The organism is Streptomyces sp. NPDC001100, assembly GCF_053598575.1.
The window spans coordinates 1-16,536 of the sequence record NZ_JBSFKO010000023.1; the positions used below are offsets into that span (position 1 = coordinate 1).

A 16,536-nucleotide genomic window follows, 5' to 3' on the forward strand; every position below is an offset into this window, starting at 1 on the left:
ACACCGACGTCCTCGGGCCCGGCGGACAGCGTGTTGTTCGGACCCTTGCGGAAGGCCGTTCCGATGGGGTGGATCGGCGGGAGATACACCACGTCGAAGCCCATCGCCGCGATCGCGTCGAGTCGCCGCGCGGCTGTGCGGAACGTGCCGTGGGGTTCGGCAGCCGTGCCCTCGGAGCGGGGGAAGAATTCGTACCAGGCGCCGTACAGCGCCCGTTCCCGCTCCACCAACAGCGCACGAGGCTCCGAAGCCGTCACCAACTCCCGCAGCGGATACCGCTCCAGCGCTCCCTCCACCTCCGGCGTCAACGCGGCAACGAACCGCGTCCCCACCGGCAGTGAGTCGTCGCGGAGCCTCTCCACCGCGGCGAGCACCGCGGCCCGTGCCGGTCCCTCGGGCACTCCGGTGGCGGCGCGCGCGTGCAGTTCCGCGCCCTCCTCCAGCATCAGGCCGACGTCGATGCCGGCCGGGATCTTGATGCGGGCGGCCCGGCGCCAGGTGGCGACCGGGTCGCCCCAGGCCTCGACGACGTAGGACCAGCGGCCCGGCGCGTCCGGGGTGACCTCGGCGCCCCAGCGGTCGCTGCCGGGGGCGAGTTCGCGCATCGGGGTCCAAGGGCCGGGGCGGCCTTCGGGGTCGTGGAGGACGACGTTCGCGCCGATCGTGTCGTGGCCCTCGCGGAACACGGTGGCGGTGACCTCGAACGTCTCGCCGACCACTGCCTTCGCCGGGCGCGCGCCGCTCTCCACGGCCGGGCGTACGTCACGTACCGGAATGCGGCCGATCGGTGCCTGGGTCGCGTTCATGGGTCTCACCTCCGCCGTGCTCGTGGGCCGGGCTGTTCACCCGGTGGGGGGCCAAGCTGCGCCGGAAGGGGGACTACCTTCCCGCCGGGGAACGCTGGTCGACGGCGACGACGACCGGTGGCCCGCGGTGTACGACAGCCGTCGTACGGGGGCGTCCGTTCTGCTCCTGGAGGTACGAGCCCACGCTGCTGCGCAGATAGCGTTCGGCGGCTTCCGCGGCCTCGCGCGCGCAGCGCTTCCCCATCAGCACGCACAGGGTGTAGCCCGAGTCCTCGAAGGTGGCCCGTACCGTCCGGTCGCCCGGCGACGCGAGCATCACGCGTTCCCACGCCCGGTAGCGCCGCAGTTGGCGGGCCACTTCGGCTTTGGCGGGTAGCAGCATGGCGCTGTTCACCTTCCGCCTCGGCGGACCGCGTTTCCCGACCATCGGGTGGCGGCCGTGCGCGGAGCGGCATGGCTCCGGCACGGCAGTCGAGGCTTTCACTCATGGTGCACAGGTGATGACCAAGCGTCTTGTTGGAACTTCAACTACCCCACCGGTCGCTCGTGTTGCACGAATGGCCTAGCGCTCGCACTCTGGAGCTGACTCAGAAGCGATCAGTGCTCACGCTTCGTGTTCGGGGCCTCGGCCCCGCAGGGCGAGGGGAAGCGCGAGCTTCGCCGGTAGGGAGCCAACGAAGATGAAGACCGCAGTGCCCTGCTACTACCACCTCGACGTGGAAGTCAGTCCGGAACGGGTCGGGCAGGTCGGACGCATCCTGGCCGCCCATCTCCGCCTCTGGGACCTGGAGGTTCTCGTGAATCCCGTCTGTCGCGGCGCCGAGCTGCTGCTGCGGGCCATCGACGAGCACGCCACGGACAAGGACACGTCGATCGAGCTCTGGTGGAACGGGCAGCACCTGATCACCGCCATCGGCGACAACGACCGCGATCTGCGGCCGCACCAGGATCTGCGCGCCTGTCTCGCCCGGATCGCCGCGATGAGCGACGGCTGGGGCTGCTGCGCCACCGACACCGGAAGCAAGGTCATCTGGTTCTCGCAGCGCGCCCCCAGCGGTGAACGCGTCCCGCGCGTGCCCACGACCCCCGCGCCGCGCCTGCGGGAGACGCTCCAGCTGCCCCGCGCGGTACCGCCCGCGCTGCCGGCCCGCCCGGCGCACGGCGTCCTGGAGGACGCCCGGTGACCGCGAGCCCGCGCCGGAAAGGGGTGTCCGTGTGGAGCGGGCACCCCTATCCATTGGGTGCCTCCTACGACGGGAAGGGCACCAACTTCGCGCTGTTCAGCGAGGTCGCCGAGCGCGTCGACCTCGTCCTCGTCGGGGACGACGGCAGCCACCGGAACGTCCGGCTGTCCGAGGCCGACGGCTTCGTGTGGCACTGCTATCTGCCGGGCGTCGAGCCGGGGCAGCGCTACGGCTACCGGGTGCACGGCCCGTGGGCCCCGGCCGCCGGACACCGCTGCAACCCGGCGAAGCTGCTCCTCGACCCGTACGCCCGCGCGGTGGACGGCCAGATCGACAACGACCCCTCGCTGTACGAGCGTTCGGCGGGCCCCGCTTCCGGCGACAGCGCCGGGCACGGCATGCTCGGTGTGGTCACCGACCCGTCCTTCGACTGGGGCGACGACCGCCCGCCGCGGCGCCCGTACGCCGACACGGTGATCTACGAGGCCCATGTGAAGGGGCTGACCCGCACCCACCCGGAGGTCCCGGAAGAACTCCGGGGCACCTACGCGGGACTCGCGCACCCGGCCGTCGTCGACCATCTCGTCTCGCTCGGGGTGACCGCCGTCGAGCTGATGCCGGTGCACCAGTTCGTACAGGACGGGGTGCTCCAGGACCGCGGGCTGTCCAACTACTGGGGCTACAACACGATCGGCTTCTTCGCGCCCCACAACGCCTACGCAGCGCACCGCGAACGCGGCGGACAGGTGACCGAGTTCAAGTCGATGGTGAAGGCGCTGCACGCCGCCGGACTCGAAGTGATCCTCGACGTCGTCTACAACCACACCGCCGAGGGCAACGAGAAGGGCCCCACCCTCTCCTTCCGGGGCATCGACAACGCCTCCTACTACCGCTTGGTGGACGGCGATTGGGGCCACTACTACGACACGACGGGCACCGGGAACAGCCTGCTGATGCGGCACCCGTACGTCCTCCAGCTCATCATGGACTCGCTGCGTCACTGGGTCACCGAGATGCACGTCGACGGCTTCCGCTTCGACCTCGCGGCCACGCTGGCCCGGCAGTTCCACGAGGTGGACCGGCTGTCTGCGTTCTTCGACCTGATCCAGCAGGACCCGGTGATCAGCCGCGTCAAGCTCATCGCCGAACCGTGGGACGTGGGGGAGGGCGGCTACCAGGTCGGCAACTTCCCGCCGCTGTGGTCGGAGTGGAACGGCAAGTACCGCGACGCCGTACGGGACTTCTGGCGCGGCGGTGAGCACACGCTCGGCGAGTTCGCGTCCCGGCTCACCGGCTCCTCCGACCTGTACCAGCACAGCCGGCGCCGACCGCGCGCCAGCGTCAACTTCGTCACCGCGCACGACGGGTTCACCCTGCGCGACCTGGTCTCGTACAACGACAAGCACAACGAGGCCAACGGGGAAGGGAACCGGGACGGCGAGTCCACCAACCGGTCCTGGAACTGCGGGGCCGAGGGGGAGACGGACAACCCTGCCGTACTGGAACTGCGCGCCCGTCAGCAGCGCAACTTCCTTGCCACGCTGCTCCTTTCGCAGGGCATCCCGATGCTGGGCCACGGCGACGAACTGGGGCGCAGTCAGCGCGGCAACAACAACGCCTACTGCCAGGACAACGAAGTCTCCTGGATCGACTGGGAGTTGACCGACGAGCAGCGCGAACTCGCCGCGTTCACCCGGTACGTCATCGGGCTGCGCGCCGCCCATCCCGTGCTGCGCCGACGTCGCTTCTTCCGCGGCGAGACCGTCGTGCATCCCGGGCAGCCGCTGCCGGACCTGGTGTGGCTGCTGCCCGACGCCCGCGAGATGACCGACCGGGACTGGCAGCGCTCCGACGCGCACTCGGTGGGTGTCTTCCTCAACGGTGACGCCATCGCCGAACGCGATCCGCACGGCGGGCCCGTCGTCGACGACTCCTTCCTGCTCCTGCTGAACAGCTACTGGGAGCCCGTCGACTTCCGTCTCCCGGATGCCACCTACGGCGAGCGCTGGACGACCCTGATCGACACCGCCGAGCCGCAGGGCACCCCGGACGAGACGGAGCACAAGGCCGACACGGAGATGGTGGTCGAGGCCCGGAGTCTCGTGCTGCTCTCGCGGCCCGCCCGGCGCTGAACGTCAGATGGCCCGGGTTGTGTCCGCGAAGTCCCTCCCCCGGAGGGAGTACCCCCAGCCCCGCGACGCTCGGCCCGGCACGGCAGGCTCCCCCATGGAGGTGCCCCCACTCGCCGCACCGGGCGACAACCCAAGCGCGTCCGGCGCGAGGGCTTCCGCCCGGCAACTCTCCGGCCTTCGGCCGGGAGAGCCCCGGAGCACGCACCGGACGCCTTGGGGTCCGCCCGGCGGGCCGCACCGGGCGACAACCCGAGCGCGTCTGGTGCGAGGGCTTTCGCCCGCCGATTCTTCGGCCTTCGGCCGGGAGAGCCCCGGAGCACGCACCGGACGTCGCGGGGCCCGCCCGGCGCCGAGCGTCAAGGGGTCTCGCGCGAGGTCACCGTGAACTGGGCGCCGTCCGGGTCGCGCAGCACGGCCTCGTGGTCGTTCTCGCGCAGCACGCTCCCGCCGTGCGAGGCCACGACCCGGGCGCACGAGCGGATGTCCGAGACCGCGAAGTGGACCTGCCAGTGCGGGCGGACGGTCGGGTCGGGAGCCGCCTCCAGCGCGCCCGACTCGATCCGCGCCACGACATTGCCGCCGCTGCGCAGGACGACCTCGCCGCCCTCGTAGCGGACCTCGCAGCTCGCCGGGTCCGCCGACGCCCAGTCGAGGACCTCGCCGTAGAAGATCGCCGCGTCGAAGGCGTCCCGGGTGTGCAGCCGGACGAAGGCCGGGGCCGAGCGGCGCCAGGTCTCCCAGCCGCCCATGAGGTCGCCCTCCCAGATGCCGAAGGTCGCGCCGTCCCGGTCGCCGAGCAGGGCCGCGCGGCCGGGCGGGAAGGAGAGCGGGCCCACGGCGACCGTCGCGCCGCGCTCGCGGACCCTGGCCGCGGCCACATCGGCGTCGGGTACCGCGAAGTACGGCGTCCAGGCCACCGCGACCTGCCACATGGAGGCCACCGCGGCCAGACCGGCCACCGGGATGTCGTTCGCCGTGGCGATCCGGAAGCGGTCGCCGAGCCGGGCCGAGCGCCACTTCCAGCCGAACACGGCCTCGTAGAACGCCTCGGTGGTATCCACGTCGCGGCTGGTGAGACTCACCCAGCAGGGGGCGCCGAACATCGAACGGGTGGAGACGGCGTCCGGCGCGCCGAGGGACGGATTTCTGTCGTGGCTCATGGCAGTCGCGTTCCCATCTCCTGGACCGGCGGCCACCGGTCTCCCTCCTCAGTGTCCGACCGGAATCGGTCCCGCTGCCTCCCGAGCGGGGGTCTTGACCATCCTTTTGGGTTAGTTACCTCTGCTAAAGAGGTAACCTCCGGGTGTGGAGACGGAGAAATTCCCGGAAGAGCTGGCCGACGCGCTCGTCGGGGTCCAGCGGCTGATCCGCAGGCGGCTGCGGAGCGAGATGACCATGCCGCGACTGCGCGGTGCCGAGGTGGAGCTGCTGCGCCTGGTCGAGGTCCGGCCCGGTATCGGCATCTCGGAGGCGGCCAAGGAGCTGTTCCTCGCGAGCAACTCGGTGTCGACGCTCGTCAACCAGCTCGCCCGGGACGGCTTCCTGATCCGCGAGACGGACCCCGCCGACCGGCGCGCCGCCCGCCTCCAGCTCACCGAGACGGCCAAGACCCGCCTCGGCGACTGGCACGCGCGGCGCGCGGCCCTCGTACGGGCGCAGGTCGACCGTCTCGACCGGGCGGACCGGGACGCGCTGCGCGCGGCGATCCCGGCTCTGCACCAGCTGGCCGTCAATCTGCACGAGGAGGCCGAGTACTCATGACGCAGGACACCGCCACCGAGCGGTCCGCAGCCGTCAGCTGCACCCGGCTCGCCTACTCCTTCGGCGAGACCACCGCGGTGGACGGGCTCGACCTGTCCGTGGAGGAGGGCGAGGTCTTCGGACTGCTCGGCCCCAACGGCGCCGGGAAGACCACGGCCATCCGCTGTATCACCACCCTCCTGCCGGTACCGGCGGGCATGGTGCACGTCTTCGGCCACGACACGGCCAAGGAACAGATGTCGGTGCGCCGCATGCTCGGCTACGTCCCGCAGCAGCTGTCCGCCGACAGCGGGCTCACGGGCCGAGAGAACGTCGCTCTCTTCGCCCGTGTCTTCGACGTCCCGCGCCGGGAACGCGCTGCCCGTGTCGCCCAGGCGCTGCGGGCCGTCGACCTCACCGACGCGGCCGACCGGCTCGCGAACACCTACTCCGGCGGCATGGTCCGCCGCCTCGAACTCGCGCAGGCCCTGGTCAGCGCGCCCCGGCTGCTCATCCTCGACGAGCCCACCATCGGCCTCGACCCGATCGCCCGCACGAGTGTGTGGGAGCACATCAACGCCGTGCGCGAGGCCACCGGCATGACCGTCCTGGTCACCACCCACTACATGGACGAGGCCGACCAGTACTGCGACCGCGTCGGCCTGATGCACCGCGGTCGCATCCGCGCCCTGGGCACCCCGGTCCAGCTCCGCGAAGGTCTGGGCGAACGCCGCCGCGCCGAGGGCGCTCCCGCCACCGATCCGCTGCCCACCCTTGAGGACGTCTTCCGGGACATCGCCGGCAGCGGTCTCGAAGACCAGTCAGGAGGTTTCCGCGATGTCCGAAGCACCCGCCGCACCGCGAACCGCGTCGGCTGACCAGACCCCCGAGTACGACCTGAACCTGCTGCTCACCCCGCCCCAACCCCGGTCCGGGTGGCGCCTGTTGCCCGCCCGCGTCATCGCCATGTGCGCGGTCGAACTCCAGAAACTCCGCCACGACCGCACCGAGTTGTACACCAGGGCCGTCCAACCGGCGCTCTGGCTGCTGATCTTCGGCCAGACCTTCACCCGCATCAAGGCGATCCCCACCGGCGGCATCCCCTACATCGACTACCTCGCCCCGGGCATCATCGCCCAGTCCGCGATGTTCATCGCCATCTTCTACGGGATCCAGATCATCTGGGAACGCGACGCCGGCATCCTCAACAAGCTCCTCGTCACTCCCACCCCGCGTTCGGCGCTGATCACCGGCAAGGCCTTCGCGGCCGGGGTGAAGTCGCTGATCCAGGCCGTCGTCGTGGTCGTCATCGCCGCGATCCTCGGAGTCGCGCTGACCTGGAACCCGCTGAAGCTGATCGGTGTCGGGGCGATCGTGATCCTCGGCTCGGCCTTCTTCTCCTGCCTCTCGATGACCATCGCCGGCATCGTGCTCAGCAGGGACCGGCTGATGGGTTTCGGACAGGCCATCACCATGCCGCTGTTCTTCGGTTCCAACGCCCTCTACCCCGTGGCGATCATGCCCGGCTGGCTGCAGGCGGTGAGCAAGGCGAACCCGCTCAGCTACGAAGTGGACGCCCTGCGCGGGCTGCTGCTCGGCACCCCGTCGCACGTGGGCACCGACTTCGCCGTCCTGCTGGTGGCCGCCGCGCTCGGCATCGCCGCCGCCTCCTCCCTGCTCGGACGGCTCGCCCGCTGATCTTGCCGGGGACGTGATGTGCGGCACGCCCCCGACCGCGGTTCGATGGCCGGAAACCGGATTCTTCCTGCGCACGGCTTGATCAGTGATCAAGCGGGCGAAAACGCTGGCCACAGCGCATTCTGCTCATTTGACAGTGCGCTGAGCACACAGATAGGAAGCAGCTCTCTGAGGTCGAGAGGGTGCATTGTGTACGAGCCGAACGTGGTCGGGGACTGGCACGAGTACGACGAACATGCCGGTCTGCGTGTCCGCGTCCACAGCCTGGCGGCAGCCGAGCCGCCGCGCGGACGCGACGACGCCGCCGAAGGGCTGACGTACTTCACTCTCCGTGTCACCGTCGAGAACCGCGGAGCCCGGCACCTCGGCATCCACCTGGAGGACGGCCAGATCGACATCAGGGTCGGCCCGGACGGTGAGAGCGCCTTCATCGACTGGCGCAGCTCGCAGTTCATCGAGGGCTTCGACGTCTATCCGCTGCGCCGTGCCACCGCCGTCCTCTACGCGGCGGGCCCGGAGGCCTCCCTGACGCAGGTGGACGTACAGGTGCAGCTGCGGGTCGAGGAGGAGTGGACCGAACGGCGCCTGTGGGCGGGCGGCATCGGGCTGTGCGAGGAGGCCGTCGCGGCCGGTGCCGGGCGGGACGGCCTGGCGCACCAGGTGAGCAACTTCCTTCGTGACCAGGCGGAGCCCGGCACCCCCTGAGACCTGCGGGGCCGGGCCCTTCCGGTCAGTGCGGGATGCCGTCGATGATCTCGCGGGCGCCCTGCCGCAGCAGCGCCACCGCCACCGAGGTGCCGAGCGTCGCCGGGTCCAGCCGCCCCGCCCACTCGTGGGCGTTCAGCCGGGTCTTGCCGTCCGGGGTGAACACACAGGCGCGCAGCGAGAGTTCACCGCTCCGGTCGACCTGGGCGTACCCGGCGATCGGGCTGTTGCAGTGCCCCTGGAGGACATGCAGGAACATGCGCTCCGCCGTCGCCTCACGATGCGTCTCGGGGTGACCGAGACCGCTGATCGCGTCGATGACGTCGGTGTCGCCCTCACGGCACTGCAGGGCGAGGATGCCCGCGCCGATCGGCGGCATCATCGCCTCGGCGGACAGCACCTCGGTGGCCACGTCCAGCCGGTCGATGCGCTCCAGGCCCGACATCGCGACCAGCAGCGCGTCCGCCTCGCCCGCCGCGAGCTTCTCCAGCCGCCGGTTGACGTTGCCGCGGAACGGCACGCACTCCAACTCCGGGTGCGTGGCGGCGAGTTGCGCGACCCGGCGGACCGAGGAGGTGCCGACGCGGGTACCGGCGGGCAGCTCGTCGAGGGTCAGCCCGCCCGGGTGGATCAGGGCGTCGCGGATGTCGTCCCGCTTCAGGAACGCGGCAAAGGTCGTACCGGCGGGCAGCGGCCGGTCGGCGGGCACGTCCTTCATGCAGTGCACCGCGAGATCCGCCTCGCCCGCGAGCAACGCGGCGTCCACCTCCTTGGTGAACGCCCCCTTGCCCTCAACGGCGGACAGGTCACCCATCCACTTGTCGCCGGTCGTCTTCACCGGTACGACCTCGGTGCGCACCTGCGGATGAAGGACGGCCAACTCGGCGCGGACACGCTCCACTTGGGCCAGCGCCATGGGCGAGTCGCGGGAGACGATTCGGATCAGTTCGGGCACGGACATGCGGACACGATAGACCTTCCGGAACCCCGCCGTGGACCGGACCCGGTCACCTGGCGACTGTGACGTACGCGTCACACCGTGTCGGTGAGGACCACATGCAGGGTGCGGTGACCGGTCCCGTCTGCGGCTACGACCGGTTCCCCCGGCTGCCCGTCGACCGTGCACGACCGCACCCGGCTCCCGCCGCCGCTCAGCGTCACGTCGAGGGTCGTGCCGCGGTACCGCAGCCCGCGCAGACCCACCGCGCCCCAGGCCGGGGGCAGACAGGGGCGCAGCCGCAGCGAGCCGTCCGTGAACGTCAGGCCGAACAGGCCGTCGTGGATCAGCCGCAGATACGCCGTCGCCGACCAGGTCTGGTCGGGCTGCGACACGAAGTGGTTCGCGTGGCCACTGGCACCGCCCTGCCAGCCGCCGTCCACGGCACCGGTCACCGAGTTGTACAGCTCGTAGAAGCCGCCGCTCGTGGCGGTCAGGCCGGCGAGGGTGTCGACGGCGAGGGCGAACGGCTCGGTGCGGCCCGCGTCGGCGGCGGCCTGGCCGTACAGCCCGTGGACCATCGGCCACACCATCACGTTGTGCCGCCCCGGACGCCGGTCGTCGAAGCGCGGGAAGTGCGGCCAGACGTTGACGATGCCGTACGGCTGCCAGTGCGTGGTGTCGAGGATCCGGCCGGCGCGTTCGCCGTCGGCGACGCCGAGGAGGACGGCGAGGGCCAGTCCCGCGCCCTCCTGCGAGGTGTCGAGATGTCCGGCGAGGGGGCCCTCGCCGTGGACGAGGTAGCCGTAGGTGCCGGCGTCCGGGCGCCACAGGTGCCGGTCGATCGCCGTGCGCAGCTGCTCGGCGTCCGAGCGCAGCGAGGCGGCCTGTACGGGGCGGCCGAGGGCCTCGGACATGGCGGCGAGGGCGAGATGGGCGCCGTAGTAGAGGCAGTTGGTCGACAGGCACATCAGCTTCTTGGCGTGCGGGTGGTCCAGGACGAAGGACGAGTGGACGGACGGCGAGGCGGGTGGGCTGGGGTAGCCGGAGATGCCGTCGTTCATGAAGCCCGGGCCCTCGAAGAGGCCGAGCGAGGGGTTGAGGTGCTGGGCGCGGCGGGCCGCGAGGGTGCGCGCGGACGTGTCGTGGGCCCGGGCGAGGAAGTCGCGGTCGCCGGTGACCAGGTAGTGGTGGTGGGCGGCCAGGACCCACACGATCTGGTCCCACCACTGGTTGTCCTGCTGGACGACGAGCCCGTCCCGCGCACGGTCGACCACGGACCACAGGGTGTTGCGGGCGACCTCGGGCGCCAGCAGGCTGACCCCGCTCCACGCGTTGACGGCCGCGTCCCGCGTCCAGCGCTGGGGTGCGGGATAGCCGCCGCCGGCCCGGACGACCGTGCCGGGCGGATAGCTGAGCAGACCGGCCTTGTCGTACACCGAGCGGTCCGCGCCGATGGTGTTGGCGCCGGACACGGACCTGAGCGCGGACGAGTACAGGGCGCCGAGCCGGCGCTGGGTGGCCGGGTCGTCGAAGGCTAGCGTGGGCATGGTGTATCCGTTCCCGGGGTCCGGGCCCTGCGCACCCGCGGGGATGGCCGTCGCTCCGGCGATGCCCAGCGCGATCAGGAGAGCCCGCCGCGAGACCCTGCGTTCAGCTGCCACGTTCCGTCCTCTCGGCCTCCCGGGGTCGAGATGGTCCCGGGAGCCCTGAGAACGATGGTGCCCTGTGGACGGTACCGTCAGGCGGCGGGGTCGAACGTGATTCCGGAAGGCTTCGCCGAGGTGAGGTGGGCCACGAAGGTGGCGTCCTTGAGCCCGAAGTTCGCGTTCATTCGTCTTCCGGCAGATCGGCGGCCGACTCCTCCGGTGCCAGGTCGGGGCGCAGCCGCAGCCAGGACGGTTGCCGCAGCATTCCGGCCCGGGTGCGGGTGCTGTAGCGGACCTCGCCGACCAGCCGGGGCACCACCCAGCGCGCCCCGGCCACCGCCGGCACCGGATCGAAGGGGCAGCTGTCGGTCCCGGCGGCCCGCAACAGCGCGGCCAGTTCGGCACGTTCGGTCTCGCTCCAGCCCGTACCCACATTGCCGACGTACCGCAGCCGCCCGGCCGCGCGCTGCCCCACCAGCACCGCGCCCGGCAACCCCGACAGCCGCCCCTTGCCCGGCACCCACCCGCCGACCAGCACGTCCTCGCTGCGCAGATTGCGGATCTTGATCCAGGCCCGGGAGCGCACCCCGGGCTCGTACAGCGAGTCCAGCCGTTTGCAGACCAGGCCCTCCAAGCCGTGTTCGCGGGTGGCTCGCAGCGCCTCGGCGCCATGTCCGGTGAGCGCGGCCGGAGTTGACCAGTACGGACCGTGCAGCCCCAGTCGCTCCAGCTCGGCGCGGCGGTCGGTGTAAGGGAGGCCGAGGAGCGGCCCGTTGAGGTGGGGGACGTCGAACAGGACCAGATGGACAGGGGTGTTCGCGGCTCGGTGCGCGGCCAGGGCGGGCGAGCCGGCCAGGCCCATCCGGTTCTGCAGCAACTGGAAGTCGGCGCGGCCCTGTTCGTCCAGGGCCAGCACCTCGCCGTCCAGGATCGCCGGCGTGCTGCCCAACGCGCTTCCCAGCGGCAGGAGTTCGGGATAGGCGCCGGTGATGTCCGTACCGGAGCGGGCGCGCAGGAGGACACTGCCGTCGCCGGGGAGGTACACCAGGACGCGCTGGCCGTCCTGCTTGGTCTCGTAGGCCCAGCCGGCGTCCTGCCCGGCGGGCGGGAGGGTGCCGGGGGTGGCGAGCATGGGTGCGATGCGGGGGAGGGGCACGCCACAGGTGTCGACGGCGAGCGGGGGCGGCACGCCTTTTCGGCGGGGGGTTCGCCTGAACGGGCGCTCCGTCAGAGTGCGGGGTCGGACGGCGGCGGTGCCTGCACGAGCCCCGACTGGTAGGCCATCACGACGAGTTGGGCCCGGTCGCGGGCGTTCAGCTTCGTCATGGCGCGGTGCACATGGGTGCGGACGGTCAGCGGGCTGACGTAGAGCCGCTCGGCGATCTCGTCGTTCGAGTGGCCCTCGGCCGCCATGGCCATGATCTCGCGTTCCCGTGCGGTGAGGACGCCGAGCCGGCCGGGTGTCGCCAGCCGGGCGCTCGGCGCGGGCGTGGCCAGGAAACGGCTGATCAGGGTGCGGGTGGCGAGCGGCGAGAGCAGGGATTCGCCGGACGCGACCGTGCGGATGCCCGCGAGCAGCGCCTCGGCGGTGACGTCCTTGCCGAGGAAACCGCTTGCGCCCGCCCGCAGCGCCTGGGCCACGTACTCGTCGACCTCGAAGGTGGTGAGGATGAGGACGCGGGTGCCGGACAGGGCCGGGTCGGCGCAGATGGCGGTGGTGGCGGTGAGGCCGTCGGTGCCGGGCATGCGGATGTCCATCAGGACGAGATCGGGGCGGTGTTCACCGGCCAGCGCGATCGCCTCCGCGCCGTCGGCGGCCTCGCCGACCACCTCCATGTCCTCGCAGGTGTCGATCAGGATCCGGAAGGTGGCCCGCAGCAGGGCCTGGTCGTCGGCGAGCAGCACGCGGATGGTCATGGGGTTCTTTCTTCCGGTTCCGGGGCGCTGGGATACAGCGGCAGTTCGGTGGTGACCTCGAAGCCGCCCCCGACCCGGTGCCCGGCCCGCACGGCACCGCCGACCGAGCGGGCGCGCTCCCGCATCCCGATCAGTCCGAAGCCCTGGCCCGCGGGCGGCGCCGGGTCGGTGCTCGCGCCCGCTCCGTCGTCGGACACGATGACGGTCAGGCGGTCGTGGGAGTAGCGCAGGCGCACCTGTGCCGCCCCGGTCGTGGCGTGCTTGCTGACGTTGGTGAGCGCCTCCTGCACGATCCGGTACGCCGTCAGGTCCACCCCGGCCGACAGCGGGCGCCGCTCGCCCTCCGTGGTGACGGTGACCGTGAGTCCCGCGGTGGCGAACGCGCCGGTCAGCTCGGCGAGTTGGGCCAGCCCCGGGCTCGGCGCCAGTGGCGCGCCGGGATCGTCGGCCCGGCGCAGCAGTCCCACCGTGCCCTTCATCTCGCGCAGCGCGGAGGACGTCGTACCGGCGAGCTCGGTCAGGATCTTCTGCACATGGTCGGGGTGGGTGCGCGCCAGGTGGGCGGCGGTACCGGCCTGGGCGTGGGCCAGGGCCAGATGGTGGGCGACGACGTCGTGCAACTCCCTCGCGATGCGCATCCGTTCCTCGGCCACCCGGTGCCGGGCCTCCTCCTCCCGGCTGCGCTCGGCGTACTCGGCGCGCGCCTGCACCGCCTCCAGATAGGCGTCCCGCAGCCGGAGCGCGTTCCCGGCGACCACCGGCAGCAGCAGCCAGGCGGCCGGGCCGACCGTCCTGAACGGCCAGGGGTGATGCACCGGGTCCACCAGCGTCGCCGCGGTCACCACCAGCACGACCGTCGCCAGGAAGTAGCGGCGGGCCGTCCCGCGACCGGTGAGGACGGCCAGCCGGTACAGGGCCAGCATCAGCGGCCCCAGCATCAGCGGGGTGAGGAGGCAGCCCAGCGCGGCGGCCCCGGCGGCGGCGACCGCCGTGACGGCGACGACCGCACGGGGCCGGCTGCGCTGCCAGAACAGGGCCGCGCAGGAGACCGTGGCCAGCGCGATCGTGGGGGCCACCGCGTCGGGCCCGGGACCGCGCGGCAGGTTCAGCTCGCTGCCGAAGAGGAACATGGCGAACAGCAGCACCGCCGACATGGTGTCGACGGTGCGGATGTGCTCGTCCGCGTAACGCTGCCAGGTGTGCTGCATCGGTGTCTCCGGTGGGTCTCCAGCGACCGTGGTCGGCGATGCCCGGTCCTGACCTGCGGCCGGGCGCCGCAGGTGGGGCCCGGGGACAGGGGCCGGGGCTGCTCGCGTCATGCGCTGCGGGCGGCCCGCCGGGGGAGGGGCGAAGTCAGGCACGGGGACCGGTACCGGTTCGGGACGGGCGGAGGCCGCGGGCTCCCTGCGGGGGAGTGCCTCGCCCTCGACGTCCACGTTCGGCAACAGCCGGTCCGGCGGGCGCGGCAGCCACCGGGCGGGCCGGCCCAGCGGTGCCGGTACGGCGGCCACGATCCCCGTCCGGACGGCGAGGGCGTCGAGCAGCACTGCCGCCGCGAGCCCGAAGCCGATCCCGGAACAGGGTGACCGACCAGCGCCGCCGGAAGGCGAGTCGGCCCGGTCGACGGAGAAGAATGGCCACGGGAGGGAGTGCTCCACATCTGCTTTCGGGGATCGGCCCAGACTCGCGGGTGGACCCCCGTCCCGTCGTCGTGCGGCTGCCGACAATCGCGGCTACTGAGAACGCAGTACGCGCCGCCGGCCGTGTCATCCCCTGGCACGACCGGCTGCGCGCATGTCACACGTTCTGCAGATAGGCCAGCACCGCCAGCACCCGTCGGTGCCCGCTGTCGCTCGGCGGCAGGCTCAGCTTCAGGAACACGTTGCCGATGTGCTTGCTGACCGCGCGTTCCGTGACGACCAGGGTCTTGGCGATCGTCGTGTTGTCGTGGCCCTCCGCCATCAGCTTCAGCACCTCGCGCTCGCGCGGGGTCAGCGAGTCCAGAGGTGAATTGCGGCGCCGGGTGAGCAGTTCGGTCACCACCTCGGGGTCGAGCGCAGTGCCGCCGGCCGCCACCCGGTCCAGCGCGTCGAGGAACTCGTCCACCCGGCCGATCCGGTCCTTGAGGAGATAGCCGACCCCGCTCGCGCCGACGCCCAACAGCTCGGCGGCGTACGACTCCTCGACGTACTGCGAGAGCACCAGCACCGGCAGCCCAGGGATCTTCTCCCGTGCCTCCAGCGCGGCCCGCAGCCCCTCGTCGCGGAAGCCGGGCGGCATCCGCACGTCCAGCACGGCCACGTCCGGCCGGTGTTCGAGCAGCGCGGGCAGCACCTCGGGCCCGCTGCCCGCGACGGCCACCACCTCGTGCCCCGCCGATGTCAGCAGGAGGACCAGGCCCTCCCTGAGCAGGGCGTTGTCCTCGGCGATCACGACTCTCATGACAGTCCCGCCCCAACCACGCTCACCAGACGCACGGCAGCTCCACTTCGATCACGGTAGGTCCCCCCACGGGGCTGGTCACAGTCGCACTGCCGTCGAGCGCGGCGACCCGGCGCTGCATACCCAGCAGCCCCGAACCCCCTGCCTCGTCGGCGCCGCCCCGGCCCTCGTCGCGCACCCGGACGCGCAGTCCGGTGCGGGCGCGGGCGAGACGGACCTCGGCGCGGTCGGCGCCGCTGTACTTGGCCGTGTTGGTCAGCGACTCGGCGATCACGAAGTACGCCGCCGCCTCCACCGCCGCCGGGGCGCGCGGCCCGTCGTGCCCGTCGGTCAGTCCGTCCACGGTCACGGTGACGGTGAGCGCGCTGCTGGCGGCCAGCGCGCGCACCGCGCCGACCAGGCCGCGGTCGGTGAGGATCGGCGGATGGATGGCGCGGACGACGTGCCGCAGATCCGTCAGCGCGTCCTCGGCCAGCGTCTGCGCCTCGTCGAGCATCCGGCGGGCCGCGGCCGGGTCCTGGTCGTAGGCCCGTTTGGCGAGTCCGATCCGCATCGACAGCGACACCAGCCGGGCCTGCGTCCCGTCGTGCAGGTCCCGCTCGATCCGGCGCAGTTCGGCCCCGTGCGCGGCGATCGCGCCCGCCCGGGTCTGCACCAACTCCTCGACCCGTACGGCCAGTTGGGCCTTCGGTGAGGGCTTCAGCAGGGCGGTCGACCACTCGGCGTCCAGGTCCGCGAGCCGGCTGACCAACGGCAGCACGACGGCCTCGCGGCGCAGCAGCCCGCACCACACCCCGTCGACGACCAGTCCCAGCGGCCACAACGGCAGCATCAGCACGGGCAGCGCGGCGCCGTAGGCGTAGTAGGCGACCATCCAGCGGAAGTCGGTCAGCGTGCTCGGATCGCGGACCGCCGTGCGCACCCGCTCCCGGACCGTGCCGTTCAGCGGCTGGTACGCCTCGGGGATCTTCCGCCCGGTCCAGGCGCCCGCCTGCTGCCGCTTGGCCCCGGCGATCCGCCGTATCAGCAGCACGGTCTCGGGCAGCATGAACGCGCCGACCACCGCGGCCGTGAGGATCGCGGTGATCAGGAGCACGGTCACGAAGATGTACGACCCGAAGGCCATCGCGGCGGAGACGACCAGCTGGAGTGTCGCCCGGCCCGCCTGCCGCAGGGTTGCCCGCATGGAGATCAGGTTAGGCGCAGCGGGCCGGGCACGCGGGCCGCGCGGCACGGGTGCAGCCCGCTCCACCACGGGTCCGGGAGACCGTTCCACCGAGGGTTCGGGAGATCGCTCCCTCGTGTCGGCGGGTGGACGACGGAATC

16 protein-coding genes are annotated in these 16,536 nt (G+C 72.0%); 6 read left to right on the plus strand and 10 right to left on the minus strand.

The features are described from left to right. Both ACWDEW_RS29420 and ACWDEW_RS29425 read right to left on the minus strand, forming a co-directional pair. A partial coding sequence (locus ACWDEW_RS29420) for a maltotransferase domain-containing protein (RefSeq protein ID WP_450516503.1) occupies positions 1 to 806 on the minus strand: 806 nt, incomplete at its 3' end. Positions 807 to 879: 73 nt separating this feature from the next. Next, positions 880 to 1,188: a DUF5133 domain-containing protein gene (locus ACWDEW_RS29425; RefSeq protein WP_450516505.1), complete on the minus strand. Its 309-nt coding sequence runs from the start codon at positions 1,186 to 1,188 to the stop codon at positions 880 to 882. 298 nt (positions 1,189 to 1,486) lie between these two features. Between ACWDEW_RS29425 and ACWDEW_RS29430 the strand changes: the two genes are divergently transcribed. Both ACWDEW_RS29430 and glgX read left to right on the plus strand, forming a co-directional pair. Then, the gene (locus tag ACWDEW_RS29430) at positions 1,487 to 1,990 is read left to right on the plus strand and encodes a pep a2 (protein WP_450516507.1); all 504 of its coding nucleotides are present in this window, start codon (positions 1,487 to 1,489) and stop codon (positions 1,988 to 1,990) included. Next, a complete protein-coding gene (gene glgX, locus ACWDEW_RS29435) occupies positions 1,987 to 4,122 on the plus strand; it encodes a glycogen debranching protein GlgX (protein ID WP_450516509.1) in 2,136 nt (711 codons plus the stop codon). The genes ACWDEW_RS29430 and glgX overlap by 4 nt, the downstream gene beginning before the upstream one ends. Positions 4,123 to 4,478: 356 nt before the next feature. Here the strand turns inward: glgX and ACWDEW_RS29440 are convergent, their stop codons facing one another. Continuing rightward, positions 4,479 to 5,282, minus strand: coding sequence for a VOC family protein (locus tag ACWDEW_RS29440; RefSeq protein ID WP_450516511.1), 804 nt, complete (start codon positions 5,280 to 5,282; stop codon positions 4,479 to 4,481). A gap of 145 nt (positions 5,283 to 5,427) precedes the next feature. Here ACWDEW_RS29440 and ACWDEW_RS29445 point away from each other — a divergent pair, with 145 nt between their 5' ends. The 4 genes from ACWDEW_RS29445 to ACWDEW_RS29460 all read left to right on the plus strand — a co-directional run bounded on the left by ACWDEW_RS29445 (position 5,428) and on the right by ACWDEW_RS29460 (position 8,265). Next, positions 5,428 to 5,883 (plus strand): MarR family winged helix-turn-helix transcriptional regulator, encoded by a 456-nt coding sequence (locus ACWDEW_RS29445; protein ID WP_450516513.1) that lies wholly within the window; start codon positions 5,428 to 5,430, stop codon positions 5,881 to 5,883. Next, the gene (locus tag ACWDEW_RS29450; protein WP_450516515.1) at positions 5,880 to 6,740 is read left to right on the plus strand and encodes an ABC transporter ATP-binding protein; all 861 of its coding nucleotides are present in this window, start codon (positions 5,880 to 5,882) and stop codon (positions 6,738 to 6,740) included. The genes ACWDEW_RS29445 and ACWDEW_RS29450 overlap by 4 nt, the downstream gene beginning before the upstream one ends. Continuing rightward, complete coding sequence (locus tag ACWDEW_RS29455; protein ID WP_450516517.1) at positions 6,700 to 7,560, plus strand: ABC transporter permease; 861 nt, start codon at positions 6,700 to 6,702, stop codon at positions 7,558 to 7,560. Before ACWDEW_RS29450 ends, ACWDEW_RS29455 begins: the two co-directional genes overlap by 41 nt. Positions 7,561 to 7,749: 189 nt before the next feature. Beyond that, a complete protein-coding gene (locus ACWDEW_RS29460; RefSeq protein WP_431255000.1) occupies positions 7,750 to 8,265 on the plus strand; it encodes a hypothetical protein in 516 nt (171 codons plus the stop codon). Between the two features lie 25 nt (positions 8,266 to 8,290). Here ACWDEW_RS29460 and hemC read toward each other — a convergent pair whose 3' ends face one another. From hemC to ACWDEW_RS29495, 7 genes are all read right to left on the minus strand, one after another. Continuing rightward, entirely contained in the window at positions 8,291 to 9,226 is a 936-nt protein-coding gene (gene hemC, locus ACWDEW_RS29465) for a hydroxymethylbilane synthase (protein ID WP_450516519.1), read from the minus strand. A gap of 71 nt (positions 9,227 to 9,297) precedes the next feature. Then, entirely contained in the window at positions 9,298 to 10,866 is a 1,569-nt protein-coding gene (locus tag ACWDEW_RS29470; protein ID WP_450516521.1) for an MGH1-like glycoside hydrolase domain-containing protein, read from the minus strand. Between the two features lie 166 nt (positions 10,867 to 11,032). Next, a complete protein-coding gene (locus ACWDEW_RS29475; RefSeq protein ID WP_450516523.1) occupies positions 11,033 to 12,007 on the minus strand; it encodes an ATP-dependent DNA ligase in 975 nt (324 codons plus the stop codon). Between the two features lie 71 nt (positions 12,008 to 12,078). Then, on the minus strand, positions 12,079 to 12,768 hold the full coding sequence (locus ACWDEW_RS29480; protein ID WP_450516525.1) for a response regulator: 690 nt from the start codon (positions 12,766 to 12,768) through the stop codon (positions 12,079 to 12,081). Continuing rightward, positions 12,765 to 13,976, minus strand: coding sequence for a sensor histidine kinase (locus ACWDEW_RS29485; protein ID WP_450516527.1), 1,212 nt, complete (start codon positions 13,974 to 13,976; stop codon positions 12,765 to 12,767). The genes ACWDEW_RS29480 and ACWDEW_RS29485 overlap by 4 nt, the downstream gene beginning before the upstream one ends. A 589-nt stretch (positions 13,977 to 14,565) precedes the next feature. Then, positions 14,566 to 15,210: a response regulator gene (locus tag ACWDEW_RS29490; RefSeq protein WP_262062155.1), complete on the minus strand. Its 645-nt coding sequence runs from the start codon at positions 15,208 to 15,210 to the stop codon at positions 14,566 to 14,568. Positions 15,211 to 15,232: 22 nt separating this feature from the next. Then, a complete protein-coding gene (locus tag ACWDEW_RS29495) occupies positions 15,233 to 16,396 on the minus strand; it encodes a histidine kinase (protein WP_450516529.1) in 1,164 nt (387 codons plus the stop codon). Between the last annotated feature and the right edge of the window lie 140 nt (positions 16,397 to 16,536).

What these genes read in the sequence shown, in the direction of transcription:
- ACWDEW_RS29425 (WP_450516505.1), bottom strand. Translation starts at nt 1,188, where the DNA reads ATGCTGCTACCCGCCAAAGCCGAAGTGGCCCGCCAACTGCGGCGCTAC.
- ACWDEW_RS29430 (WP_450516507.1), top strand. Translation starts at nt 1,487, where the DNA reads ATGAAGACCGCAGTGCCCTGCTACTACCACCTCGACGTGGAAGTCAGT.
- ACWDEW_RS29440 (WP_450516511.1), bottom strand. Translation starts at nt 5,282, where the DNA reads ATGAGCCACGACAGAAATCCGTCCCTCGGCGCGCCGGACGCCGTCTCC.
- ACWDEW_RS29450 (WP_450516515.1), top strand. Translation starts at nt 5,880, where the DNA reads ATGACGCAGGACACCGCCACCGAGCGGTCCGCAGCCGTCAGCTGCACC.
- ACWDEW_RS29455 (WP_450516517.1), top strand. Translation starts at nt 6,700, where the DNA reads ATGTCCGAAGCACCCGCCGCACCGCGAACCGCGTCGGCTGACCAGACC.
- hemC (WP_450516519.1), bottom strand. Translation starts at nt 9,226, where the DNA reads ATGTCCGTGCCCGAACTGATCCGAATCGTCTCCCGCGACTCGCCCATG.
- ACWDEW_RS29480 (WP_450516525.1), bottom strand. Translation starts at nt 12,768, where the DNA reads ATGACCATCCGCGTGCTGCTCGCCGACGACCAGGCCCTGCTGCGGGCC.
- ACWDEW_RS29485 (WP_450516527.1), bottom strand. Translation starts at nt 13,976, where the DNA reads ATGCAGCACACCTGGCAGCGTTACGCGGACGAGCACATCCGCACCGTC.
- ACWDEW_RS29490 (WP_262062155.1), bottom strand. Translation starts at nt 15,210, where the DNA reads ATGAGAGTCGTGATCGCCGAGGACAACGCCCTGCTCAGGGAGGGCCTG.
- ACWDEW_RS29495 (WP_450516529.1), bottom strand. Translation starts at nt 16,396, where the DNA reads ATGCGGGCAACCCTGCGGCAGGCGGGCCGGGCGACACTCCAGCTGGTC.